This is a genomic window from Bradyrhizobium sp. 27S5 (assembly GCF_037217225.1).
Classification (GTDB): domain Bacteria; phylum Pseudomonadota; class Alphaproteobacteria; order Rhizobiales; family Xanthobacteraceae; genus Bradyrhizobium; species Bradyrhizobium septentrionale.
This window is the reverse complement of the sequence record NZ_CP147714.1, coordinates 7,105,948-7,127,521: the sequence shown is the minus strand read 5'-3', so window position 1 is coordinate 7,127,521 and position 21,574 is coordinate 7,105,948. Positions and strand designations below refer to the sequence as shown.

Annotated in this window: 17 protein-coding genes and 1 pseudogene; 13 read left to right on the top strand and 5 right to left on the bottom strand. The window is 63.5% G+C overall.

The genetic code is table 11. The features are described from left to right. Window positions 1-16: 16 nt before the first annotated feature. Together dnaG and rpoD are read left to right on the top strand one after the other, a co-directional pair. On the top strand, window positions 17-2,035 hold the full coding sequence (dnaG, locus tag WDM24_RS33565) for a DNA primase (RefSeq protein WP_029082031.1): 2,019 nt from the start codon (window positions 17-19) through the stop codon (window positions 2,033-2,035). A 250-nt stretch (window positions 2,036-2,285) separates the two neighbouring features. Then, a complete protein-coding gene (rpoD, locus tag WDM24_RS33560) occupies window positions 2,286-4,418 on the top strand; it encodes an RNA polymerase sigma factor RpoD (protein ID WP_338828825.1) in 2,133 nt (710 codons plus the stop codon). Between the two features lie 352 nt (window positions 4,419-4,770). On the opposite strand, the gene WDM24_RS33555 is transcribed toward rpoD, so the two are convergent. Together WDM24_RS33555 and WDM24_RS33550 are read right to left on the bottom strand one after the other, a co-directional pair. After that, on the bottom strand, window positions 4,771-5,007 hold the full coding sequence (locus tag WDM24_RS33555) for a hypothetical protein (RefSeq protein WP_029082033.1): 237 nt from the start codon (window positions 5,005-5,007) through the stop codon (window positions 4,771-4,773). A gap of 114 nt (window positions 5,008-5,121) precedes the next feature. Next, window positions 5,122-7,926, bottom strand: a complete 2,805-nt coding sequence (locus WDM24_RS33550) for a CHAT domain-containing tetratricopeptide repeat protein (RefSeq protein WP_338828824.1) — start codon at window positions 7,924-7,926, stop codon at window positions 5,122-5,124. A gap of 452 nt (window positions 7,927-8,378) precedes the next feature. On the opposite strand from WDM24_RS33550, the gene WDM24_RS33545 reads away from it, so the two are divergent. Continuing rightward, window positions 8,379-8,789, top strand: coding sequence for an ester cyclase (locus WDM24_RS33545; protein ID WP_338828823.1), 411 nt, complete (start codon window positions 8,379-8,381; stop codon window positions 8,787-8,789). Between the two features lie 58 nt (window positions 8,790-8,847). After that, window positions 8,848-9,795: a DUF817 domain-containing protein gene (locus WDM24_RS33540; protein WP_338828822.1), complete on the top strand. Its 948-nt coding sequence runs from the start codon at window positions 8,848-8,850 to the stop codon at window positions 9,793-9,795. A gap of 66 nt (window positions 9,796-9,861) precedes the next feature. On the opposite strand, the gene WDM24_RS33535 is transcribed toward WDM24_RS33540, so the two are convergent. Beyond that, window positions 9,862-11,235 carry a tetratricopeptide repeat protein gene (locus WDM24_RS33535; RefSeq protein ID WP_338828820.1) on the bottom strand — a complete coding sequence of 458 codons (1,374 nt, stop codon included), beginning with the start codon at window positions 11,233-11,235 and terminating at the stop codon, window positions 9,862-9,864. A 117-nt stretch (window positions 11,236-11,352) separates the two neighbouring features. Further along, window positions 11,353-12,180 (bottom strand): hypothetical protein, encoded by an 828-nt coding sequence (locus tag WDM24_RS33530; protein WP_338828819.1) that lies wholly within the window; start codon window positions 12,178-12,180, stop codon window positions 11,353-11,355. A 182-nt stretch (window positions 12,181-12,362) separates the two neighbouring features. On the opposite strand from WDM24_RS33530, the gene WDM24_RS33525 reads away from it, so the two are divergent. Together WDM24_RS33525 and WDM24_RS33520 are read left to right on the top strand one after the other, a co-directional pair. After that, window positions 12,363-13,169, top strand: coding sequence for a lytic murein transglycosylase (locus WDM24_RS33525; protein ID WP_338828818.1), 807 nt, complete (start codon window positions 12,363-12,365; stop codon window positions 13,167-13,169). Between the two features lie 72 nt (window positions 13,170-13,241). Then, a complete protein-coding gene (locus WDM24_RS33520; protein WP_338828817.1) occupies window positions 13,242-14,090 on the top strand; it encodes an FRG domain-containing protein in 849 nt (282 codons plus the stop codon). Window positions 14,091-14,324: 234 nt separating this feature from the next. Here WDM24_RS33520 and WDM24_RS33515 read toward each other — a convergent pair whose 3' ends face one another. Beyond that, window positions 14,325-15,191, bottom strand: a complete 867-nt coding sequence (locus tag WDM24_RS33515) for an SDR family NAD(P)-dependent oxidoreductase (RefSeq protein WP_338828816.1) — start codon at window positions 15,189-15,191, stop codon at window positions 14,325-14,327. Window positions 15,192-15,359: 168 nt separating this feature from the next. Here WDM24_RS33515 and WDM24_RS33510 point away from each other — a divergent pair, with 168 nt between their 5' ends. The 7 genes and pseudogenes from WDM24_RS33510 to WDM24_RS33480 all read left to right on the top strand — a co-directional run. Further along, entirely contained in the window at window positions 15,360-15,764 is a 405-nt protein-coding gene (locus WDM24_RS33510) for a response regulator (protein WP_338832495.1), read from the top strand. A gap of 93 nt (window positions 15,765-15,857) precedes the next feature. Then, on the top strand, window positions 15,858-16,685 hold the full coding sequence (locus WDM24_RS33505; RefSeq protein WP_338828815.1) for a dienelactone hydrolase family protein: 828 nt from the start codon (window positions 15,858-15,860) through the stop codon (window positions 16,683-16,685). A 95-nt stretch (window positions 16,686-16,780) separates the two neighbouring features. Beyond that, on the top strand, window positions 16,781-17,392 hold the full coding sequence (locus WDM24_RS33500; RefSeq protein WP_338691764.1) for a LysE family translocator: 612 nt from the start codon (window positions 16,781-16,783) through the stop codon (window positions 17,390-17,392). A gap of 681 nt (window positions 17,393-18,073) precedes the next feature. Beyond that, window positions 18,074-19,288, top strand: a complete 1,215-nt coding sequence (locus WDM24_RS33495; RefSeq protein ID WP_166298569.1) for a GGDEF domain-containing protein — start codon at window positions 18,074-18,076, stop codon at window positions 19,286-19,288. Window positions 19,289-19,423: 135 nt separating this feature from the next. Further along, a complete protein-coding gene (locus WDM24_RS33490; protein ID WP_338828814.1) occupies window positions 19,424-20,047 on the top strand; it encodes a peptidoglycan recognition family protein in 624 nt (207 codons plus the stop codon). A 398-nt stretch (window positions 20,048-20,445) separates the two neighbouring features. After that, on the top strand, window positions 20,446-21,321 hold the full coding sequence (locus tag WDM24_RS33485; RefSeq protein ID WP_338828813.1) for a L,D-transpeptidase: 876 nt from the start codon (window positions 20,446-20,448) through the stop codon (window positions 21,319-21,321). A gap of 153 nt (window positions 21,322-21,474) precedes the next feature. After that, a pseudogene (locus WDM24_RS33480) lies at window positions 21,475-21,552 on the top strand (N-acetylmuramoyl-L-alanine amidase); the annotation flags it as partial. Window positions 21,553-21,574 lie beyond the last annotated feature (22 nt).

Sequence of the window (21,574 nt, the reverse complement as noted above, 5' to 3'; positions counted from 1 at the left end):
GCCCAGAATCAAACTGATGCGTTTCACGCCCGAATTCCTCGATGAGTTGCGCGCCCGGCTTCCGGTCTCGGAAGTCGTGGGCAGGCGCGTCAAGCTCAAAAAGGCCGGGCGGGAGTGGAAGGGGCTGTCGCCGTTCCAGCAGGAGAAGACGCCGTCGTTCTTCGTCAACGACCAGAAGCAGGCCTGGTTCGACTTTTCGTCCGGGCTGAACGGCAACATCTTCGACTTCCTGATGAAGACCGAGGGCGTGACGTTCCCCGAGGCGGTGGAACGCCTTGCCGCGATGGCCGGTGTGCCGCTGCCGGCTGTGACGCCCGATGCGGCGCGGCACGAGCAGCATCGCCGCACCCTGCACGACGTGATGGAACTCGCGACAAAATTCTTCGCCGACACGCTGGCCTCGCGCAACGGCGCCAAGGCGCGCGGCTACCTCGCCGACCGCAGCATCTCGCCGGCAACCCAGCTCCAGTTCCGGATGGGCTATGCGCCGCCGGACCGCTTCGCGCTGAAGGAGCATCTCGGCGGGCAGGGCATCTCCACCGAGGACATGGTGGAGGCCGGGCTTTTGGTGTCCGGCGAGGACAAGCCGGTGCCGTTTGATCGCTTCCGCGACCGCGTCATGTTCCCGATCACGGATGCCCGCGGCCGCGTCATCGCGTTCGGCGGCCGCGCGCTGGAGAAGGACGTTCCGGCGAAATACCTGAACTCGCCGGAAACCACGCTGTTTCACAAGGGCGACAATCTCTACAATCTGTTCACCGCGCGGCAGGCCGCGCATGACGGCGCACAGCTGATCGTCGTCGAGGGCTATGTCGACGTCATCGCGATGGTCACGTCGGGCTTTCCCGGCGCCGTCGCGCCGCTCGGCACAGCGTTGACCGAGAACCAGCTCGGCCTGCTCTGGAAGATGGTCGACGAGCCGATCCTCTGCTTCGACGGCGACCGCGCCGGGCAGAAGGCGGCCTATCGTGCGGCCGACATTGCCCTCCCGCAGCTCAAGCCGGGAAAAAGCCTGCGCTTCGCGCTGCTGCCGGAAGGCCAGGACCCCGACGATCTCGCCCGCTCCGGCGGACGTGGCGCGGTCGAGGACGTGATATCAGCCGCGCGGCCGCTCGCCGAGATGATCTGGTCGCGCGAGATCGAGGGTGGCAATTTCGACACGCCGGAGCGCCGCGCGGCACTGGAGGCGCGGATCGGCGAATTGACCAACGGCATCCGCGACGAGGTGGTGCGCCGCTATTATCGCCAGGACCTGCAGGAGCGGCTGCAACGCAATTTTGCCCCGGAGGGCGGCCGCGGCGGTTATGGCCGCGGCGGCTACGGCAGGGGCAATTTCGGCGGCGGCCGGGGCGGCGAATCACCCCGCCAGTTTGCCCCCCGCGGCCCGGCCCAAGGGGGCCAAGCTAGCCGGTTTGGCGCCAAAGGCGGCGTCACCCCCGGGATTTCACGGGGGCCCTATCAGGCGGCGAGCCCTCAGCTTGCCAACAGCCCGATCATGCGCGGCCAGCGCAGCGCGATCTCCCGCCGCGAGGCGCTGATCCTGCAATCCCTGATCAACCACCCCTGGCTGCTGCACGACCATCTTGAGGAGGTCGCCGCCCTCGAGCTCGCCCATCCCGAGGTCCACAAGCTGCGGGCGGCCATCATCGCGGCCTTTGCCCACGACCATCACCACTCCCCTGATGTCGAGGAGCAGGCCGAAAAGATGCGGGCCGACCTCGAAGCAGGCGGATTATTACAGATTCTTCAAAGGGTTGATCGATCAATCACAACCCAGGCGGTGTGGGGCGCGCAGATCGGCGCAGCGCGCGAGGATGTTTTATCGACCTGGCGTCAACTCGTTGCCTTGCATCAGAAAACCCACGCCCTACTTAGGGAGAGAAAAGATGCGGAAGTGGCCTTGGCTGAGGACTCCAGCGAGGCCAATCTGGCATGGTTGCAGGATATCCAGGCCCGGATGGCAGAAGCCGATGGGACCGAAGCCCTGATCGAGGGGTTCGGGGAATTATCGGGCCGGTTCCAGCGTAATGTCTGATAACAAAAATGCTGCGGACGGCGCCGGCCGAACCCGCAAAAAGACTCGCCAAATCCATGGTTTGGCTGCAGAAACAGGGTTAAGCGAAACTTAATAGCCTCGCGGCTATTGCAGATGGAAACCATCGAGACGGATGACAGGGGTGGCGATTTGTTGCGCCGCCCTTTGTGCGTCGAGAGTAATTCTAGATAGCGTGTAAACATGCGTGCGTGGCACCATTTTGCACGACCGCGTTTCGGGAGCTTAGTGAATGGCCACCAAGGCAAAGACGCTGCAGGTTAAGGACAAGGAAAAAGACGACAAGGCAGCGGACGCTCCTGAGAAGGATTCCGCTGACGCGCCGTCGCCGTTGCTCGACCTGTCGGATGCCGCGGTGAAGAAGATGATCAAGCAGGCCAAGAAGCGCGGCTTCGTGACCTTCGATCAGCTCAACGAAGTGCTTCCCTCCGATACGACGTCGCCCGAACAGATCGAAGACATCATGTCGATGCTCTCCGACATGGGCATCAATGTCACCGAGGCTGACGATTCCGAAGGCGAGGACGAGAAGGACGACGGTGACGACGAGACCGACAACGAGCTTGTCGAGGTCACGCAGAAGGCCGTCACCGAGGTCAAGAAGTCGGAGCCCGGCGAGCGCACCGACGATCCCGTGCGGATGTATCTGCGCGAGATGGGCACGGTGGAATTGCTCTCCCGCGAGGGCGAAATCGCAATTGCAAAACGCATCGAGGCCGGCCGCGAGGCGATGATCGCGGGCCTCTGCGAAAGCCCGCTGACCTTCCAGGCCATCATCATCTGGCGCGACGAGCTCAACGAAGGAAAGATCTTCCTCCGCGACATCATCGATCTCGAAGCCACCTATGCCGGGCCGGAGTCCAAGGGCGGCATCAATCCGAACCTGATCGGCAACAACGCCGGCGAGGGCGCTACCGCCGAGGCCAACGGCAACGGCGCTGACGCCGCCGCGCCCGCCCTTGTGGCGCCGCCCGCCGCGCCGCCGTCGCCGACCCCGTTCCGCGCCGCGCCTGCTGGTGGCGAAGCCGCCACCGAGGAGAAGTATCCCGGCGAGGCCGCGGCCGAAGCCGACATGGACGACGACGAGTTCGAGAACCAGATGTCGCTCGCCGCCATCGAGGCCGAGCTGAAGCCGAAGGTGGTCGAAACCTTCGACAAGATCGCGTCCGAATACAAGAAGCTGCGCCGCCTGCAGGAGCAGGACATCGCCAACCAGCTGCAGAGCGAGTCGCTGTCGCCCTCGCAGGAGCGCAAGTACAAGAAGCTGAAGGACGAGATCATCGTCGAGGTGAAGTCGCTGCGCCTCAATCAGGCCCGCATCGATTCGCTGGTCGAGCAGCTCTACGACATCAACAAGAAGCTGGTCTCGTTCGAAGGCCGCCTGCTGCGTCTCGGCGACAGCCACGGCGTGGCGCGCGAGGATTTCCTTCGCAACTATCAGGGCTCGGAGCTCGATCCGCGCTGGCTCAACCGTGTCTCGAAGCTGTCGGCCAAGGGCTGGAAGAACTTCGTCCATCACGAGAAGGACCGCATCAAGGACCTGCGCCACGAGATCCAGTCGCTGGCGGCGCTCACTGGCCTTGAGATCGGCGAATTCCGCAAGATCGTGCACGGCGTGCAGAAGGGCGAGCGCGAAGCCCGTCAGGCCAAGAAGGAGATGGTGGAAGCCAACCTCCGTCTCGTGATCTCGATCGCCAAGAAGTACACCAACCGCGGCTTGCAGTTCCTCGACCTGATCCAGGAAGGCAATATCGGCCTGATGAAGGCGGTCGACAAGTTCGAGTATCGCCGCGGCTACAAGTTCTCGACCTACGCCACCTGGTGGATCCGGCAGGCGATCACCCGTTCGATCGCCGACCAGGCCCGCACCATCCGCATCCCCGTGCACATGATCGAGACGATCAACAAGATCGTCCGCACCTCGCGCCAGATGCTGAACGAGATCGGCCGCGAGCCGACCCCGGAAGAGCTCGCCGAGAAGCTCGGCATGCCGCTCGAGAAGGTCCGCAAGGTCCTCAAGATCGCCAAGGAGCCGCTGTCGCTGGAAACCCCCGTTGGTGACGAGGAAGACTCGCATCTCGGCGATTTCATCGAGGACAAGAACGCGATCCTGCCGATCGACGCCGCGATCCAGTCCAATTTGCGCGAGACCACGACGCGCGTGCTGGCTTCGCTCACCCCGCGCGAGGAGCGCGTGCTGCGCATGCGCTTCGGCATCGGCATGAACACCGACCACACGCTGGAAGAAGTCGGCCAGCAGTTCTCGGTGACGAGAGAGCGCATTCGTCAGATCGAAGCTAAGGCGCTGCGCAAGCTGAAGCACCCGTCGAGGTCGCGCAAGCTGCGGTCGTTCCTCGACAACTAAGCTCGCGGGCGTCCATTCAACCGAAAACGGCGGGCCGAGGCCCGCCGTTTTTGTTTGTAGACAGATGACTTCAAATCCTGACGCCAGCGCCCGCGGCCACCCCTCTCCCCAACCCTCCCCCGCAAGGGGGGAGGGAGCCTGGAGAGCGTGCTCGCCTTACGTTGCTTCATAGCTTTGCACAGCGCATCACAATGCGCGCTGTCCGACAGTCACAATGTGAGAGACGCACCGGCGGGAGGGCTCCCTCCCCCCTTGCGGGGGAGGGTGGGGAGAGGGGTGCCGCTTGTTCGGTGCCAATCAAGCGCGCAGTTCAGCAAATACGTTTGTCTGATGCGGCGACCAGCCCGCGCCGCTACTTCTTCTTCACACCGACGCGCTCGATGGTCTTGATCTCGAGCGGCGGGCGGCCGCCCTTTTCGGCGATCTCGCGGTCCTGGTCGCGCAGGAAGGCGCGGACCGGCTCGTCGCCGTCGAGCCCGCCCAAGAGCTCCGATGGCACGCGGCGGTTGGAGCGCTGCGAGCCGTCTTCATAGAAGACGTTGAAGAAGGCGAATTCGCCTTTGGGATTGGTTCCGGGTTTTTTCGGCATGCGCGGCTTGTCCCCGATACCGGCAGCGCTGTCAAAGCAAATCACGCAGTTTTCCGCGCCGATCTGCCCTGCGCTGGCGGAACGGTGACAGCCCTGTGACGCGCGGATCGCGCCTCACTCTTCGAACAGCACGAACGCCGCCCACACGCTGGAATCCCTGGCACCGGCGACCTTGCCGTTGCGCGCATCGCGCCGGGTCTGGCGCAGCGCGTCCGAATAGGTCAGTCCATCAGCGAGGTGCTCGTAGAAGCGCACGGTGAAATTCGCGGTGCCGTCGTCGGTTACCGGCCACAGCGTCAGCAGCGCGCGGCGCGCCCCGGCGATGCCGAGCGCGGTCGGCAGGCCGCGCAGGCCGCTGACAAAGCTCTCGTCGCCGCGGCCGGTCTCGCAGGCCGAGAGCACCAGCAGATCGAGCCCGGACAGATCCCAGTCCATCAACTCGAAGGCATAGAGATAGCCATCGCCGTCGTCGCGCAGCGGAAATCGGCTGTCGCCCGCGCCTGACAGCACGATGCCGCTCTGCCACAGCGTGTCGAGGCCACTTGCCGTGCTGTCGTGATAGAAGCCGTGCGTCGCCAGATGCGCGATGCGGACCTTGCCGATCGCCCCGCGCAGCGCATCCTCGCTGACGCCGCGCCCGCTCAGCATCTCGACCGGCGCGCCGCGTGCGCGGGCGAGTTTTGCGATCGCCTCGATCTCGGTCTTGGTGCCGGGCAGCGGCATTGGCCCCGGCTGGCCGTATTCGATGCCGCCGGCGAGCAGCATCGCGCCCGTTTTGTCGAGCTTCTCGCGGGCATGGATTGCGATCAGCGCGTCGGGGCTGGTCAGCATCCGGATCGTGTAACGGTCTTCCAGCAGGCCGCCGTCGGCATCAGGCAGCAGCGAGAACGGCACGGCAAACAGGAAGCCATCAGGCACGACGTAGAGCGTGGTCTTGTCCTTCAGCAGCGGCTCCAGCGGCGCGAACAACCGCTCGCGCAGGTTCTGGAAACGGCCCCTCGCATCGAGCACCCTGGCGCCGGAATCAGGCACGGTGGCGCGCGTCGCGCGCAGCCGCGCGATCTCGGTCCGCACCCCGGTATCGACCATCCGGCCGGGATCGCCGAGATCGACCACGCGCGGCGCGCCCTGCGCGGTCTCGACGATGGCGTACAGCACGGTCGCCGCCAGCGGCTGCTTCGACTGGCGATCCGCCTTCCATTGCCGCGTGATGAAATAGTTGATGACGGCTTCATCGCCCGCGAGCAGCTGCTGTGGGCGGAGCGGATCGCGCGGCGGCCTCATACCGATCGCATCGAGCCGCTGGTTCAGCGCCTTCTCGGCCGCGTCCTGCCGCTGCCACACCGATCGCGCCCAGTCGTCGATATTGCCCGAGGAGAACAGCTCCTGCTTCTCGCCATTGAGCCGCAGCGCCGTGCGCACCAGCGCCGCGGTCTCCGCGTCTTTGCCCGCGACCTCCGTCTCGAGTTGGCGCAGCGCCGCGGCGTCGCCGCCGCCGAGCGACTTCCAGCGCAGCACGGCGCTCGCAAAGGCCGGCTGCGCCACCGCTGAACCGGCGCCGGCGGCGAAGCGGCCGAACGCGAACAAGAGATGGTCGGCATGGGCGCGGATCGCTTCGGCTACGGCGCGATCGCCTGATGTGCCGACCTCGCGCTTCATCCAGTCGAACATCTCGCGATCGAGCGCGGTGAAGGCCTGCAGCGCGCGCTTCGGATCAACAGCGATCAGCGCGGTCGCGATGCCGAGCTTGATCTCGAAGCTCACCGGATGCTGCGCGGTGAAGGCCCGCGTCGAGATCGCAAGCGCGGTCTCGCGCAGCCGCATGCCTTTGTCGGGCTCGCCGCGCTGCTCGCGTTTGCCGGCGGCCAGCCCAGCTGCCTTGATGCGCGGGAAATCCGCGAAATTCTCCTCGTTGGCAACGATCGCCTCCAGCCGCTCCAGATCGGTCGGCGCCATCGCGGCATCGCCCGCCGCGAGCATGTCGGTGTAGAACAGCCACGCGTCGGCCTGTCCCGCAAAACCCGGATCCGTCGGCGCCAGCACGGTCGCGATCGCGCGATGCCGGCGGAAATAGCGGCGGGCGTCGTCGAAGCGTCCGAGATTGAGAAAATCCTGCCCGGCGTTGTTGACCGTCACCAGCGTGTTGAGGTGGTTCTCGCCATAATGCTTGGCGCGCTTCTCGATCGCGAACAGATCGAGCTCCAGCGCCTTCGCCGGCGCGCCGATCTCGCGCAGCATGTCGGCATAATTGTTGGCGAGCTTCCAGGTGGTGCGGTGGTCGGGCCCTAGCGCCTTCGCGGAGAGTTCGAGATTGTGCCGGCCCAAATTCGTCGCCGACGCGGCCGAGCCGTTGGCCGACAGCGCGACCGCGAGCTTGTCGTTGGCGATCAGCGATTCCTCGGAGCCTTCGCCCCAATAGGCGTTGTAGGTCGCGATTGCCTTCATGAAGAGCGGCACCGCTTCGGCGATCCTGGCGTGGTCGGATAAGAGGATGGCATATGACAGCAGCACGTCGGCATTGCCGGGCGGCGATTGCGCGGCCGCCTTGCCCTGCAGCGCCCGCGCGAACAGTTTCTCGGCGAGATCGTCGCGCTTCACCGCGCGCAGCGTGGCGGTCGCCTGGTAGTATTGCCCCATGACGAAATGGGCGTCGTCGAGCCTGTCCGCGGCGTCGAGCGCGGCATTGAGCTGGGCATAGCCGGCGTCGATCTTGCCGCTGCGCGTCAGCGCGATGGCGTTGTTCATTTGCGCGGTGATCGCTTGGGCGCTGCCTGCGCCTTGCGCCGGCGCGCGTTTGGCGCGGGAGTCCTGCGCGGCGGCGCTGTTGGTTGGTCCGGCGAAGGTCGTACCGAGCACGAGGACGATGCCAACGGAAGCGGCAGCCCGGCGCGCGCGCACAAATCCTCCGGCTGATGTCATCGGCAGCACATCCTCGTCGTGAAGTCCGTCATCGGATGGCGTCGCCCGAATGACAGCGTCGTTGCAGCCAGCCGGCCTGGCTTTAGCGGCGCAGCTTTGCATGAACAAGACACGGCGGACGGTCACGCGTCAGCGCAGAACCGGCTCGCCGCATTGATCCTCGTTGGTCGCGGCCGGCGCCTTCGGCGTTCATCCGCCGTGCCTTGAACGGCTTCCCGGTTGGTTGGGCGCGGCGTCGCTTGCATGCCAGCGGCGCTGCCCGCCATCGGACGATGTTACCGCCTGCGGATGAACGACCTGCCGGCAACCGCCTTTCGCATCGGGCTCGAAACGCGCGCGGGCCGAAAGCTCCGATCTTTCTGACCATCGTCACTTGCGCGGCTACATCAGATTCGCGTATGAGGCGCATCTTGCCTCTACTACAACTTCTCATTTTTGAGAGCCGATCGCCGATGTCCAACGCCACCCTCGACGCCAACAAGGCGCTTGTGCTCGCGCATTATGACGCCGTGACCAACCGGCATAATCCCGGGGCGATCCGCGCGCAGCTGGCGCCCGACTTCTTCGACCATGCGGCGGGCAAGCGGATGAGTGCCGAGGAGGTGATCGCGCATTCGGCCGCGCTGCACGAGACCTTCGCCGACCTGTCGGCGGTGGCCGAATGCCTGGTCGCCGACCGCGACATCGTCGCCGGCCGCTTCGTCTGGCGCGGCCGGCACCGCAGCCCATGGCGCGGCATTGCCCCAACCGGCCGCCACGTCGAATTCCGCGGCATGACGTTCTGGCGCATCCGGGACGGCAGGATCTCCGAGCGCTGGGCCGAGATCGATTTTGCAGGGCTGGAGCAGCAGCTCAGGGATTGAGGGAAATCTGCACAACTCCGCCGCGCTGCGACCCTGATCCGCCGCCATTGTCCGCGGCGTGCATCACAAGCTGAGAAGTCAACCCAAACCAATCGCGAGCGCCGCAGCCAATTGGCCGCCGCTGCGCCGCTTCATCGCCGCCGAACATCGCCTCGGCCTCGTCATGGCCCAGCGCCGCTGGACCGCGGGTCTTTACGAATTCCTGCGCTTCGGCGCGAAGCAGGCCTGGGCCTGCCTGTTCGGCGGCATCGCGGTGGCGCTCATGATCGGCACGTGGCGCTTCTATCCGCAGCACGCGGCGCTTGCGCGCTACGACTTCCTGTTTCTCTGCATGCTCGCGGTCCAGGCCGCGCTGCTGATCGGACGGCTCGAGACCTGGGAGGAGGCTAGGGTCATCCTGATCTACCACGTCGTCGGCACCGCGATGGAGCTGTTCAAGACCTCGGTCGGCTCCTGGATCTATCCGGAGCCCAGCATCTTCCATATCGGCGGCGTGCCGCTGTTCTCGGGCATCATGTATTCCTGCATCGGCAGCTACATCAGCCGCTGCTGGCGGCTGTTCGATTTCCGCTTCTCGCAGCATCCGCGCCGCCTCAGCCTGATCACCCTCAGCATCGCGATCTATGTCAATTTCTTCAGCCACCACTATGTCGTCGACCTGCGCTGGCTGCTGTTCGCCTGCGCCGCCTGGCTGTTCGGCCGCACAAGCGTCCATTTCAGGGTCTGGACCCGCCACCGCGCGATGCCGCTGCTGCTCGGCCTCGTGCTGGTGTCGCTGTTCATCTGGTTCACGGAGAACATCGGTACCTTCACCAAGACCTGGCTCTACCCGTCGCAGCGGCTCGGCTGGTCGATGGTCCCGATCGACAAGCTCGGCTCGTGGTTTCTGCTGCTGATCATCAGCTACGCGCTGGTGAGCCTGGTGAATGCGCCGCTGAAGTGGAGGGGCACCGACGCGCAACGGGATCACGAGGTCGCTGGTAGAATTTCGGTGCCGACACTTTGACTGCTTCGTTTCCTCGATGCCAGGAATTGAGCGTCTTGGCGGAAGCCAATACGATGCAATGTGGGCCTACCGTTGGGTACTTCGCACGCGCTTGACCACTGATCTGTTGAACTTCGCACGCAATTTCGGAAATCGAGGGTCAGTTCTAAAATGTGCAAGCGCTTCCCGACGGACATTCTTGGCACTGGGGTGTTTCGCTCGAACCAGCACTTCGAATAGCCACCTCCAAACGGTCGGATCATCAGGATGTCGACGGCGGGCCTTATGCAGTAGATCAATGGCTTCGTTGGTTCGACCAGTTCGCTCCATAAGATCGCTCAACCACTTGTTGGGTGCGACATCCGGCGTTGCCCTAACTGCTTCTTCGTATACCTTAATGGCCTTCTCGAAATGCCCTTCTTCTTCGTATGCGCGGCCTAACCACTTCCAAGGGCCAGAGTCCTCGCTGCTAAGCTTAATAGCCTTCTTGTATGCCGCTATTGATCCCCTCGTATCTGAATGCTTGCGGAGAGTATCGCCAAGCCATTTCCACGGCGTCGGGTTTGTTGGAAATTTTCGGATTGCGCGATCCAATATCTTTTTGGCAGCAGGCACTGCACCTTTGCGGGAGTAAGCATCTGCAAGCCAACGATATGCGTCAATCTGTTTCGGGTAACGTGCAATAATTTCTTCAAAGAGTTCGATGCTCGCCGTATATTGGTGGTGCCGACGCAAGGTAGTGGCCATCCCCTGAACGAGCGTGGGCGAATATTGAAACTTGCTCAGGGCTCCTCGATATGAAGCGATAGCGCGCTTCGTGTCTCCAGCTTCCAAGTACAAACTCGCAAGTTTTTGCCAGTTGCTTAGATCATCAGGATACAGTGCATGTAGCGAACGTTGAGCCGATAGAGCCTCGGTAACGTCAATCGTTGAAAGAAGATCGACAAGATGTGCCCATAATGCTGCGCTTGCGGGAAATACCTGCGTCGCCTCCCTAAGTATGTTGGCGGCTTCGAGAACGTTACCGCGCCCTTGAAGCAGGGTAGCTAATTGTGTTCGGGCTCTTTCAACGGCAGGAAATTTCTGAACAATATCGTAGTGAATTCGAATTGCCTTCGGCAAATCTCTATTCTGAGAAAGGCTCTGGCCAAGTCTTAGCCATAGCTGGTGATCTAGAGGAAAACGCGCCGTAGCTGCCAAATAAAGAGCTGCCGCTAAATTATGTTCTCCTCGTGAGGTGAGGTTATCTCCCAAATGCACGAAGTCTTCGCTGTTTAACAGTGCATCCTTGTTCCCAAAGTCGAGCGATGAATATTGAGTCCAATCATCTTCGAAAAGATCAAATCGCGGTACATATCTGGTATCGCCCCCTGTCGACTCATCGGCCGTAGTGAAGAAGATGCCCGATGTTGTGAATTCCATTCCTGTGACGTCTTGCCCGGAGAGATCGACGCCATCCAAATTTGCTCCGCGATAGAAGGTTCTCGGGTCTCCTCCTGCGAGATACGCTAGTTCGCGTAGATCAGAGGTCTCAGCCTGCAGAAGCACCAGAACTTTATGCAGCCAGTGTCGCATGCGCTACGTAGAATCTGCTGTTACGTTAGCCAACGTAAGTTGGCCAAAGACATCCTGTATATTTCTTACTTCGAGTCCTTCCTGAGAAAGCCGATCTCGGATGTAAGACTCGGCGGCCGCCATTCTATTTCTAAATCCGGCGCGACTCTGAACTTTACCCCACAGGTTCTCGTCTTTCATCACGAGGTCCTCGATCAAGAGGTCTTCGCGTCGGCAGCGTACCTCCACCCTAACCGCGGGTGGAATTCCTTTGGACCGATCCTTCCGCTTATCGATAAGTCCTAATCGAGGTTCTTTCGTTCCGTCCCAGGGACGCCCGTGAAGCACCTTTGTTCTTTGCGGCTCGACTGACCAGCGGTAGTGACCGTCCGCCGTCTTCGACTGGGTCACGAGCATGAATTGAATATTTTCCGAGACCTCAATCCGCTTATTGGCGGTAATGCTCGCGCCGGCGCTTCCCTCAAGAGACAATGAGCCGGCCATAACGGTAGAGGAAATCGTGGCGGCGCCAGATCCCTTAACGTTGGCTTGAGCTGATCTCTCTATTATTTCCGTCATCTTGCCCTGCAAGTCCGGTGCATCCCTTGACACGGAGCGCCGGTCAACTGCGACGGGCTCAGCCTCGGGGATCACGACGACGATTTCTGCCCGTTTGACGCTTAGACGGAATCGAATTGGAGAATCTAGTTCGCCTCCAACTCGCGCAGTGCCGAACACAACGTCCGCATGGAGGTCCGCCGAGGAGGTCTGCTCATCGAAGGCTTGATGCCATGCGTCGATCGTAACAACATCCGCAAATGCGCGTGTCCGATTGTCAAAATTCTTGGACATTATGGTACCCTAGGCGGTAGCAACTTCTGCTTGTAACATTGTTGATGGTGAGTGGACAACTCTCGGCCTGAGATTGGTTTGTTATTGGGCTATTGCTGAAAACTGGTCTGGCGTGATCCTGCTTTGACTGGAGCGTTTTTCCCGTGTCACTATGGGCGACACGAAGCAGGAGGGATGTTTGCATGCTCAGGTGTCGTTTGGCGGTTGTGTTCGGCGCCTTGCTGCTTGCCACCCCCTCCTATGCCGCCCGCTGCGGCGGCAGCTTTCCCGGCTTCGTTCAGGCGATCTCGCAGGAGGCAGCTAGCGCCGGCATCTCGCAGGATGTGATCGCCTCGGCGCTCGGCGGGGTGCAGCAGGATGGCGGGGTGCTCGCCTTCGACCGGCGGCAGCGCTACACCTTCAACAAGACGTTTGAGCAGTATGTCGCGACCCGCGTCGGCGCCGGGCGCATCAATGGCGGCCGCGCCATGCTGCAGCGTCACGCCGCGCTCTTGTCGAAGATCGAGCAGCAGTATGGCGTGCCGCGCCAGATCCTGGTCGCGATCTGGGGGCTGGAGACCGATTTCGGCAAGGGCGACATGGGCAAGCTGCCGGTGTTTCGCGTGCTTGCCACGATGGCGCATGATTGCCGCCGCACCGACCTGTTCCAGGGCGAGCTGCTGGCGGCGCTCAAGATCGTGCAGCGCGGCGATCTTCGTCTGAACGACATGATCGGCGCCTATGCCGGCGAGATCGGCCAGACGCAATTCCTGCCGTCGTCCTACATCAAATACGGCGTTGATTTCGATGGCGACGGCCATGTCGATCTGCGCCACTCGGTTGCCGACGTGCTGGCCTCGACCGCGAACCTCCTGCACACCAACGGCTTCAAGATGGGCGCGCCCTATGGCGAGGGCACCGCGAATTTCGAGGCGATGCGCGAGTGGAACAGGGCGGTGATCTACCGCAAGACCATCGGGTATTTTGCCGATCAGCTCGTGGGGCGGTGAGGAATATCCCGCCGTCGTCATTCCGGGTTCAGCCCTGCGGGCTGCCCCGGAATGACGGAATGAGTGAGTCCCATGGAAACCATCGGCAGCCAAAAGATCTGGTCGTTCTTCGACCGCCGCGGATGCCAGATCGCGAAGAACGCGGCGGTGCGGGAGGGGCCGGGCCATCGCGTCGGCTCCTATCTCGAACTCGCGACAAAAATCGCCGAGCTGCAATTCCTCAATCGCGACCATGTGCTGCTGTTTCGCGGCCAGGGCGCCGACTTCAGGAACATCAAGTGCAACTCGTCGCTGAAGCCGACGCTGTTTCGCAGCGGCCGTGGCAATCCGGATCAGGCGACGCTGGTGGCGCGGTTCGCGACGCTGGGGCGTGCCGAGCAGATCCTGATCGCGGACTATGCGAAGGCAAAACTGCTCGGGCTGGAGCGGCTGAAGCGGCATCGCATCCTCCGCTGGTCGATCCTGCAGCATTATGAGGTCTGCACCACGCCGCTGCTCGACGTCACCCATTCGATCCGGATCGCCGCGTCGTTCGCTTCGCTGGCGGAGACCGGCACCGCCTTCCTCTATGTGCTCGGCGTGCCGAATTTGAGCGGCGCAATCACCGCCAGCGCCGAGGCCGGATTGCAGATCGTGCGCCTCTCCAGCGTCTGCCCGCCGTCGGCGGTGCGGCCGCATATCCAGGAGGGCTATCTGCTCGGCGAGTATCCGGAGATGTCAGGCACCGCGCAGAAGGACAACTATTTTCCCTACGAGATGGATTTCGGCCGGCGGCTGGTCGCAAAATTCGCGTTCGCGCCGGCGTCGTTCTGGAAGAATGACAATTTTCCGCAGGTGACGAAGAGCGCGCTCTATCCGTCGGAGAAGAGCGATCCGCTGTTCCGGTTGGCGCTTGGGGTGAAGAAGCAGTTGGGCGGGTGAGACGGGCTGCGTGGGCGTGACTCACATGCTGCAACACCCTCAGCGTCGTCCCGGGCAAGCGAAGCGCGACCCGGGACCCATAACCACAAATGCCCGTTATGTACGACGCTGTGGCCCCAGCGGATTTCAACAACCAACCCCCGTGGTTATGGGTCCCGGCCCCCGTGCGCAATTGCGCACTAGGCCGGGACGACGATGGTGTACGCGGCGCCCTTGCGCGCTGCCGTCGCGCATTCAACTCGCTCGCGCCGCATCCCGCGCCATCCGCCGCGCCGCGGTCTTCTCCATCTGCCGCTGCATCACCTTCCAGTAGGTGCCGGGGAGGAAGCGTTGCAGCAGGTCCATCAGGCGGGCGTCCTTGCCGATCAGGATGCGCGGCTGGTTTTTCTCGATGCCGGTGATGATGCATTGCGCGGCGTCGGCCGGCGTCGTCCGGGCCAGCGAATCGAAGCGCTCGATCGATTGCGCGCGGCGGGCGTTGTCGGTGATGCCGCTTCCGGTGCGCGAGTTGCGCGCGATGTTGGTGGCGACGCCGCCGGGATGCACGACGGACAGCCTGACCGGACTGTTCGCCACCGCAAGCTCGTGGCGCAGGCTTTCCGAGAAGCCGCGCACCGCGAACTTGGCCGCGCAATAGGCGCTCTGGCCGGGCGGGGCGAGGATGCCGAAGATCGAGGAGATGTTGACGATATGCGCCTCGCGCTGCCGCGACAGAAGCGGCAGGAAGGCGCGGGTGCCGTGCACCACGCCCCAGAAATTGATGTTGAACAGCCACTCCATCTGCGCCTGCCCGATCTCGCCGAACGCGCCGAGCAGCGCGACGCCGGCATTGTTGACGAGGATGTTGAGGCCGGGATGCACGGTGCCGGCGGCCTGCGCGAACGCCGTGATCTGCTCCGGCTCGCTGACATCGAGACGGTGCACGCTGACCTTGCGCGGGCCTGCTTTCGCGATCTCGGCAGCCACCGACTGCAGGCCGGCCTCGTCGCGGTCGGCGAGCGCCAGATCACAGCCGCGCTGCGCAAGTTCGAGCGCAAGCGCGCGGCCTATGCCGCTGGCGGCTCCGGTCACGGCGGCGGCGGATCCAGCGATCGCGGTCATGTCGGGTCAGCTCCATCTCAACAGGGGGCGCGGTGGCCGTGCGGGAACACGGCGGCTGTCCCCACTTTTCTCAAATTGGAACCGAACCATCCAGTGATTTTAGGCATTGAACCCGTGCTCGCTCTGAAAAACTGCAATCAAAAGGGAGGCCCAGCCATGGGATATTCTATGGGACAGTCGAGGCCCCACCGTGCGAAGGCCCTGGTCGTCGAGGACGACCCGATGCAGCGCGAGATGATCGAATTGCTGCTGGAGGAGAGCGAGTTCGACGTCATCGCCTGCGCCAGCGCGGAAGCCGCCGAACTGGTGTTGCAGGGCAACGGCGACAATGTCGTGCTGATGATGACGGATGTCGAGCTGGCCGGAAACATGACCGGCGTCGAGCTCGCTTATGCCGCGAAGAAATACAACCCCGATCTCGATGTCGTCGTCACCTCGGGCCGGCCGCTGCGGCAGCGCCTGCCCGATGGCGCGCTGTTCTGGGCCAAACCCTGGGCGCCGCTGGATGTGATCCGCCTCGCCGAGATGACGGCGTCGGCGCTGTTCGGCCGTGGGCCGCGCGGGTCTTTATAGCGCCGGTCGTCATAACGGAGTTGTCAGCGCAAGCGAGGCGCGGCCGGCCGGCCGCCGCTTCCGCCGCCCCGGACGCCGTGATATTGGCGGCTGATGTCCCGCCCGTGGTCGATCATCGGACTGGTCTGGTTCATGCTCGCGACCGCAATGGCTGGCGCGGCCGCGATCGCGGTGCCCGCCGCGGCGGCGGAGGCGATTGTCAATTTCCCGTCGCTGGACGGTGCGACCGACCTGATCGGCCATCTCACCCGTCCCGAGGGCGACGCGCCGCGGCCGGCGGTGGTCCTGATGCACGGCTGCTCCGGCCTCAACGACAAAAAGGGCCGCATCTTCGGTCTCTACCGCGCCTGGGCGCGCGCGCTTGCCGTGCAGGGCTATGTCACGCTGATCGTCGACAGCGCGACGCCGCGCGGTCTCGGCCAGACCTGCTCGCGCGGGCCGGACGCCCGCCGGATGTGGCGCGACCGGCCGAAGGACGCCTACGGCGCGCTGCAATATCTGCAGGGGCAGCCGTTCGTGAAGCCTGACCGCATCGCGCTGATGGGCTGGTCGCAGGGCGGCGGGGTGGCGCTGCTCTCGATCAACGACAAGAGCATCGGCCGGCCCGCCACGCTGGCGCAGGATTTTCGGGTCGCGGTGTCGTTCCATCCCGGCGTGTGCGCCGACATCTACCAGTCAAGGCCGTACACCAATGTCGAGCCGGACAGCTGGACCACAAGGGTGCCGCTGCTGGTGCTGATCGGCGAGGCCGACGTCTGGACGCCGTTCAAGCCGTGCGACGCCTTCATCGCGGCGGCCAAGGGGCGCGGCAATCCGGTCGAGCTGAAGAGCATCCCGGCGCGGTGCACGCCTTCGACGCGCCCAACCTGCCGCGCACCGAGCTGCCGCAATATCAGATGCACGACGGCTCAATTCCCGTGATCGGGACCGATCCCGAAGCGCGCAAGGATGCCTTTCCGCGCGTGCTGGACTATCTGAAGCAACATCTGGATTGACGTGACCATTTGAGGATTTGAATGACCTGGTCCTTCCTGCTGACCACCCTGATCGTGGTCGCTTCGCCCGGCACCGGCGTGCTCTATACGCTCGCGGTCGCGCTGACCCGGGGCTCGCGGGCGAGCGTGGCGGCGGCGTTCGGCTGCACGCTCGGGATCGTGCCGCAGATGATCGCGGCGATGCTGGGGCTGGCCGCCATCCTGCACACCAGCGCGCTGGCGTTCGCGGCGCTGAAATGGGGCGGCGTGGTCTATCTGCTCTATATGGCCTGGCAGGCGCTGCGCGAGCGTGGTGCGCTCGCCGTCGACACCGAGATCAAGCCGCGCTCGAGCGGGCGGGTGATCGTCACCGCCATCCTGATCAACATCCTCAATCCAAAACTGTCGATCTTCTTCCTGGCCTTCCTGCCGCAGTTCATCGCCGTCGACGAGCCGCATCCGCTGGCGCGGATGGTCGAGCTGAGCGGTGTGTTCATGGCGATGACCTTTGCGGTGTTCGCGGTCTACGGGCTGTTCGCGGCGTCAGTGCGCGACCGCGTCATCACCCGGCCGAAGGTGATGGCCTGGCTGCGGCGCAGCTTTGCCGCGGGCTTTGCCCTGCTCGGCGCCAAGCTTGCCTTCGCGGAGCGCTGACCGCGTTTCGCCACCGTTGATGCAGGCAATAAAAAAGCAGGCCTTGCGCCTGCGGTGTTGCCCCATCCGTCTGGGGCCGACTTATTTGGATTGGTGAATTTGAAGTTGATATTGTTGCGGCCGGTGGTCCTGATCTGGATGCCCCGATCTGGGTGCCCGGGCAGGGCAGAGCCGCTACCCGGGCAAGAAACGGGTTACTTCTTCTTGGCGGCCTTCTTCTTCTTGGGGGCCTTTTTCGCCTTCGCCTTCTTCGCTTTCTTAGCCATAGTATCCTCTCAAGGTTTCATGGATTGAAACGCGACTCCGAGGCATGCTTGGCGGAGGGCCAGCCTCGCAACATCCTCAGTAGCAAACTCAGCAGATTCGGAGGCGGCTGCCGCGTGCTGTCACGGCGCTGTCATTGTGTTATCCACAGTTGTTAGCTGTTTTCGCCAGTTTTTTGCCGCGCTACGCGCGCCGCGCGTCGCATCCGTCATGCTTAACGATGCGCAAACGGCCGATGCGCGCATCTTCATCAATTCAAAACCACAGCTTGGATTGGAGCATTGCGGGTGACAGTCCGTTAAGCGGCGCGGCCGCATCCTGTCCCGCAAGACAACGGGGATTGTCATTGGGGAAGCGCCCTAGGGGCGGCGGTCATTTCAGGAGAGGCGAGACCGATAGGGGTCTCGAACAGGGGCGATGTTGAGCGTTCCGACGCTTTGGACGGTATTCGTTATCAATTTTCTCGCGCTCGGCCTGATCTGGGCCTATGTCGCGCGCAGCTATCCTGCCTTCGGTGCGGCGCAATTCTGGACCGCGTCGGCGTTCGCCGCGGCGGCCGGTGCCGCCTGTGCCATGCTCCGCGTGGTGCTGACGGACTCGCTGCTGCCGCTGCTGGCGGCGGGGACGCTGATGGTGTTCGCCGCCGGCCTTGCCGCAATGGGCATCGAGCGGTTCTACGGCAAGCCAGTGGGCTGGCGCAGCACCATGCTGACCACCGCGCTCACCTTCGCCGGCCTTACCGTCTTCATCTTTGCCTATGACAGCATGCCGATGCGCATCCTGGTCTACACCATCGCGCAGGTCACGCCGTTCGCGTTGACGCTGAAGCTGCTGCTGTCGCCCGAGAACGGCCGCGTCAGTCCCGGCGCGCGGCTTGCCGGCATCGTCGCTTCGCTGCTGATCGGCATCTATGCGCTGCGCCTTGTCGGCGCCCTGCTGCAGCCCGGCGAATTCTCCTTCGTCCGCTTCAGTGCCGGCCAGTCGCTGGTGATCCTGCTGATGGTGTTCCTGTCGATGGCGCTCAATTTCGGCTTTCTGCTGATGGCGATCGACCGGCTGCGCAACGAGGTCGCCGACCTCGCGCTGCTCGACGACCTGACCGGCGTCGGCAACCGCCGCCATCTGCTGCAGCGGCTGACCGAGGAATGCGCACGCTCCGACCGCAACGGCGAGGCGTTCGCGCTGCTGGTGATCGACCTCGACGGCTTCAAGGGCATCAACGACACCCATGGCCACGCCGCCGGCGACGCCTGCCTGCAGCACTTCACGCTGATGGCGCAGACCAGGCTCCGCCCCGGTGACATGCTGGCCCGCACCGGCGGCGACGAGTTCTGCATCGTGCTGCCGTCCTCGACGCTGCGCGAGGGCGCGATGATTGCCCGCCGCGTGCTGGAGGTCTGCCGCGCCGATGCCGAGCAGTGCACCGGCCAGGACATTCCGATCGCGGTGTCGATCGGCGTTGCGCAATGGAGCCGCGAGATCGGCATGCATCCCGACCGCCTGATCGCCGCCGCCGACCACGCGCTGTACGACGCCAAGAAAGGCGGCAAGAACGGCTATGCGACCTACGAGCCCAAGCTGCCGCCCGAGATCGCCGATCTCGTGGAAGCGACGCTGCGCAAGCGCGCCTGAGCATGCTAGAGCATGATCCGGAAAAGTGTGTAGCGGTTTTCCGAAAAGATCATGCTCAAATCAAAAAGATAGAGTCGGATGACGATTCGAAGAAAAGTTATCCCGCTCTATCGAGGGACGACACTGGATCCTTCCGTGATCATGTCTCGCCTGCTCGCCGTACTTGCTGCGCTCGTGCTGTCCTCCGCGGCATCAGCTCAAATGCCCGATCTCGCGACCATCGCGCGATCGCAAGGCACGCCTGAGATTCCCGGGTTGAAAATGGTCTGGCTGTCGCCCTGGGGTGACGTCGCCAAGTCCCATCCCTGGCGCAACATCATCGTGCACCAGACCGAGGGCCCGCAGGGCTCGGCGCGGTTTGGCGCAGCAGAGCAGCACAACAACCCGACCCGGCGCGGCGTCATGGTCTGGGTCGAAACCGACGGCACGGTCTATTGGTCGGTCGCGGACAATCTCGTTCCGACCCATGGCGACGGCGGCAACCGCAACGACAACAAGTACATCGACAACCGGGCGACCTATCATCAGGTGATCGGCAGCAATTCGATCGGCGTCGAGTTCTCCGGCAACTATCCCGATGTCGCGAAGGGCCCGACCGATGCGCAGATCGCGGCGTGGCGGGTGCTGGTGAAGCTGCTGCGCGCGCGTTACGGCATCGCACTGGAGCACGTCTACGCGCACAACTGGATCGACTTCAAGGACGCCCGCTACTGCGAGGGCTGCGCGCTTGCGACCATGGCGCGGCAATGGGGCGAGTAGGGGCGCGTACGCGTCATGTGTGGACGAGGACGCCCGGGCTAGCAAACAGCTGTCATCGCCCGGCTTCGACCGGGCGATCCAGTATTCCAGAGACAGCAGTTATTGCGCGTCCTCTCTCGACCCCGCGCCGTACGGGGTCCCCCGCTTTCGCAGTAGGACGACAGCTTCGTAGGATGGGTGGAGCGAAGCGATACCCATCAACTTCGTGCCGCGCTGTGGGATGATGGGTATCGCTGTACTCCACCCATCCTACCGACTGCCCGGATTTCGCTCAACCTTACGGAACAAGCGCTCGCGTTAACGACGCTTGGCGATTTCCAGCCTGAGCGAAATCGCTTCGAAGCTTGTTAAAATTTGCTGGGTACCTCTGCCAGCAAGGGATCAGGGGAAGAGAAGATATGGGCAAGCGGGCCAAACGTGGGAAGACTGAGGCGCTCGCGCTACCGGTGGCGGGAAGAGTTGCAATTGGCGCCGTGGCGGCTGTCGCATTGGGGTACGGTTTGCTGTGGCGTCCGGCGAGCGTCCAACCGATACGGAAGCAAGCCGCGCACCAGGTCCCGGCGCCATCGGCTCCGGTGCCATCGGCTCCTATTCACGTAGCGGCGCCGGTTCAGGCTCCTGCGCCAGCTCCGGTTCCAATCCCGGTCCCCGCGCCCCGGATCGAAACGCCAAAAGCCGCTGACGCTCCTGGAAAATTTGTTCGGCAGGTGGTTGATTACGCCAGTCACCAGGCGCCCGGCACCGTCGTCATCGATACCGGAAACACGTTCCTCTACCTCGTTCTGAACGACGGACAGGCGATGCGCTACGGCATCGGTGTCGGTCGCGAAGGCTTCACATGGTCCGGTGAACAGACCGTAGCCCGCAAGACAGAATGGCCGGATTGGCGTCCGCCGGGAGAGATGATTTCGCGCCAGCCTTATCTGCCGCGGTTCATGGCAGGGGGGCCCGGCAATCCGCTCGGCGCCCGGGCGATGTATCTGGGCGATACCGAATACAGAATTCACGGCGCCAACAAGCCCGATACGATCGGGAAGCGGGTTTCGTCCGGCTGTATCCGGCTGACCAATGAGGACGTCGTGGACCTTTATGAACGAGTGAAAGTCGGAGCGAAAGTCATCGTGCTTCCGGCCCCCGCGGCCAATCGGCCGTCCCAGGGCGCGCCGCCCGACGCCGCCGTCCGATCACCGGATCTGGTACCGCCGTCGAACCGGCCCTCGGCAACCAGCGCGCAGATGCAATCATCTCGACCGAAGATGGCCGAGGCCCAGTAACTTGATTCCTCTGTCCCGGGTCTACAACTGAGAGCAAACAGACATGCAAGTCGTCGGGTTTAATTCGGCTTCTGGCCCTTAGCCGACATCACCAAGTGCGCCTCGCTTGTCCGCTCCCGAAGCTGATGCCCCTGGCGCAACATCAAGGCGCTAACGGACGCGCAGATCGCGGCGTGGCGCGTGCTGCGCGCGCGTTACGGCATTCCGCTGGAGCACGTCTACGCGTACAACTAGGTCGACTTCAAGGATGCGG

Coding starts and splice junctions, on each gene's coding strand:
- WDM24_RS33510 (WP_338832495.1), top strand. CDS start 15,360: ATGGGACAGTCGAGGCCCCACCGTGCGAAGGCCCTGGTCGTCGAGGAC.
- WDM24_RS33530 (WP_338828819.1), bottom strand. CDS start 12,180: ATGTCCAAGAATTTTGACAATCGGACACGCGCATTTGCGGATGTTGTT.
- WDM24_RS33495 (WP_166298569.1), top strand. CDS start 18,074: ATGTTGAGCGTTCCGACGCTTTGGACGGTATTCGTTATCAATTTTCTC.
- WDM24_RS33525 (WP_338828818.1), top strand. CDS start 12,363: ATGCTCAGGTGTCGTTTGGCGGTTGTGTTCGGCGCCTTGCTGCTTGCC.
- WDM24_RS33485 (WP_338828813.1), top strand. CDS start 20,446: ATGGGCAAGCGGGCCAAACGTGGGAAGACTGAGGCGCTCGCGCTACCG.
- WDM24_RS33520 (WP_338828817.1), top strand. CDS start 13,242: ATGGAAACCATCGGCAGCCAAAAGATCTGGTCGTTCTTCGACCGCCGC.
- WDM24_RS33505 (WP_338828815.1), top strand. CDS start 15,858: ATGTCCCGCCCGTGGTCGATCATCGGACTGGTCTGGTTCATGCTCGCG.
- WDM24_RS33555 (WP_029082033.1), bottom strand. CDS start 5,007: ATGCCGAAAAAACCCGGAACCAATCCCAAAGGCGAATTCGCCTTCTTC.
- rpoD (WP_338828825.1), top strand. CDS start 2,286: ATGGCCACCAAGGCAAAGACGCTGCAGGTTAAGGACAAGGAAAAAGAC.
- WDM24_RS33550 (WP_338828824.1), bottom strand. CDS start 7,926: ATGACATCAGCCGGAGGATTTGTGCGCGCGCGCCGGGCTGCCGCTTCC.
- WDM24_RS33515 (WP_338828816.1), bottom strand. CDS start 15,191: ATGACCGCGATCGCTGGATCCGCCGCCGCCGTGACCGGAGCCGCCAGC.
- dnaG (WP_029082031.1), top strand. CDS start 17: ATGCGTTTCACGCCCGAATTCCTCGATGAGTTGCGCGCCCGGCTTCCG.
- WDM24_RS33500 (WP_338691764.1), top strand. CDS start 16,781: ATGACCTGGTCCTTCCTGCTGACCACCCTGATCGTGGTCGCTTCGCCC.
- WDM24_RS33545 (WP_338828823.1), top strand. CDS start 8,379: ATGTCCAACGCCACCCTCGACGCCAACAAGGCGCTTGTGCTCGCGCAT.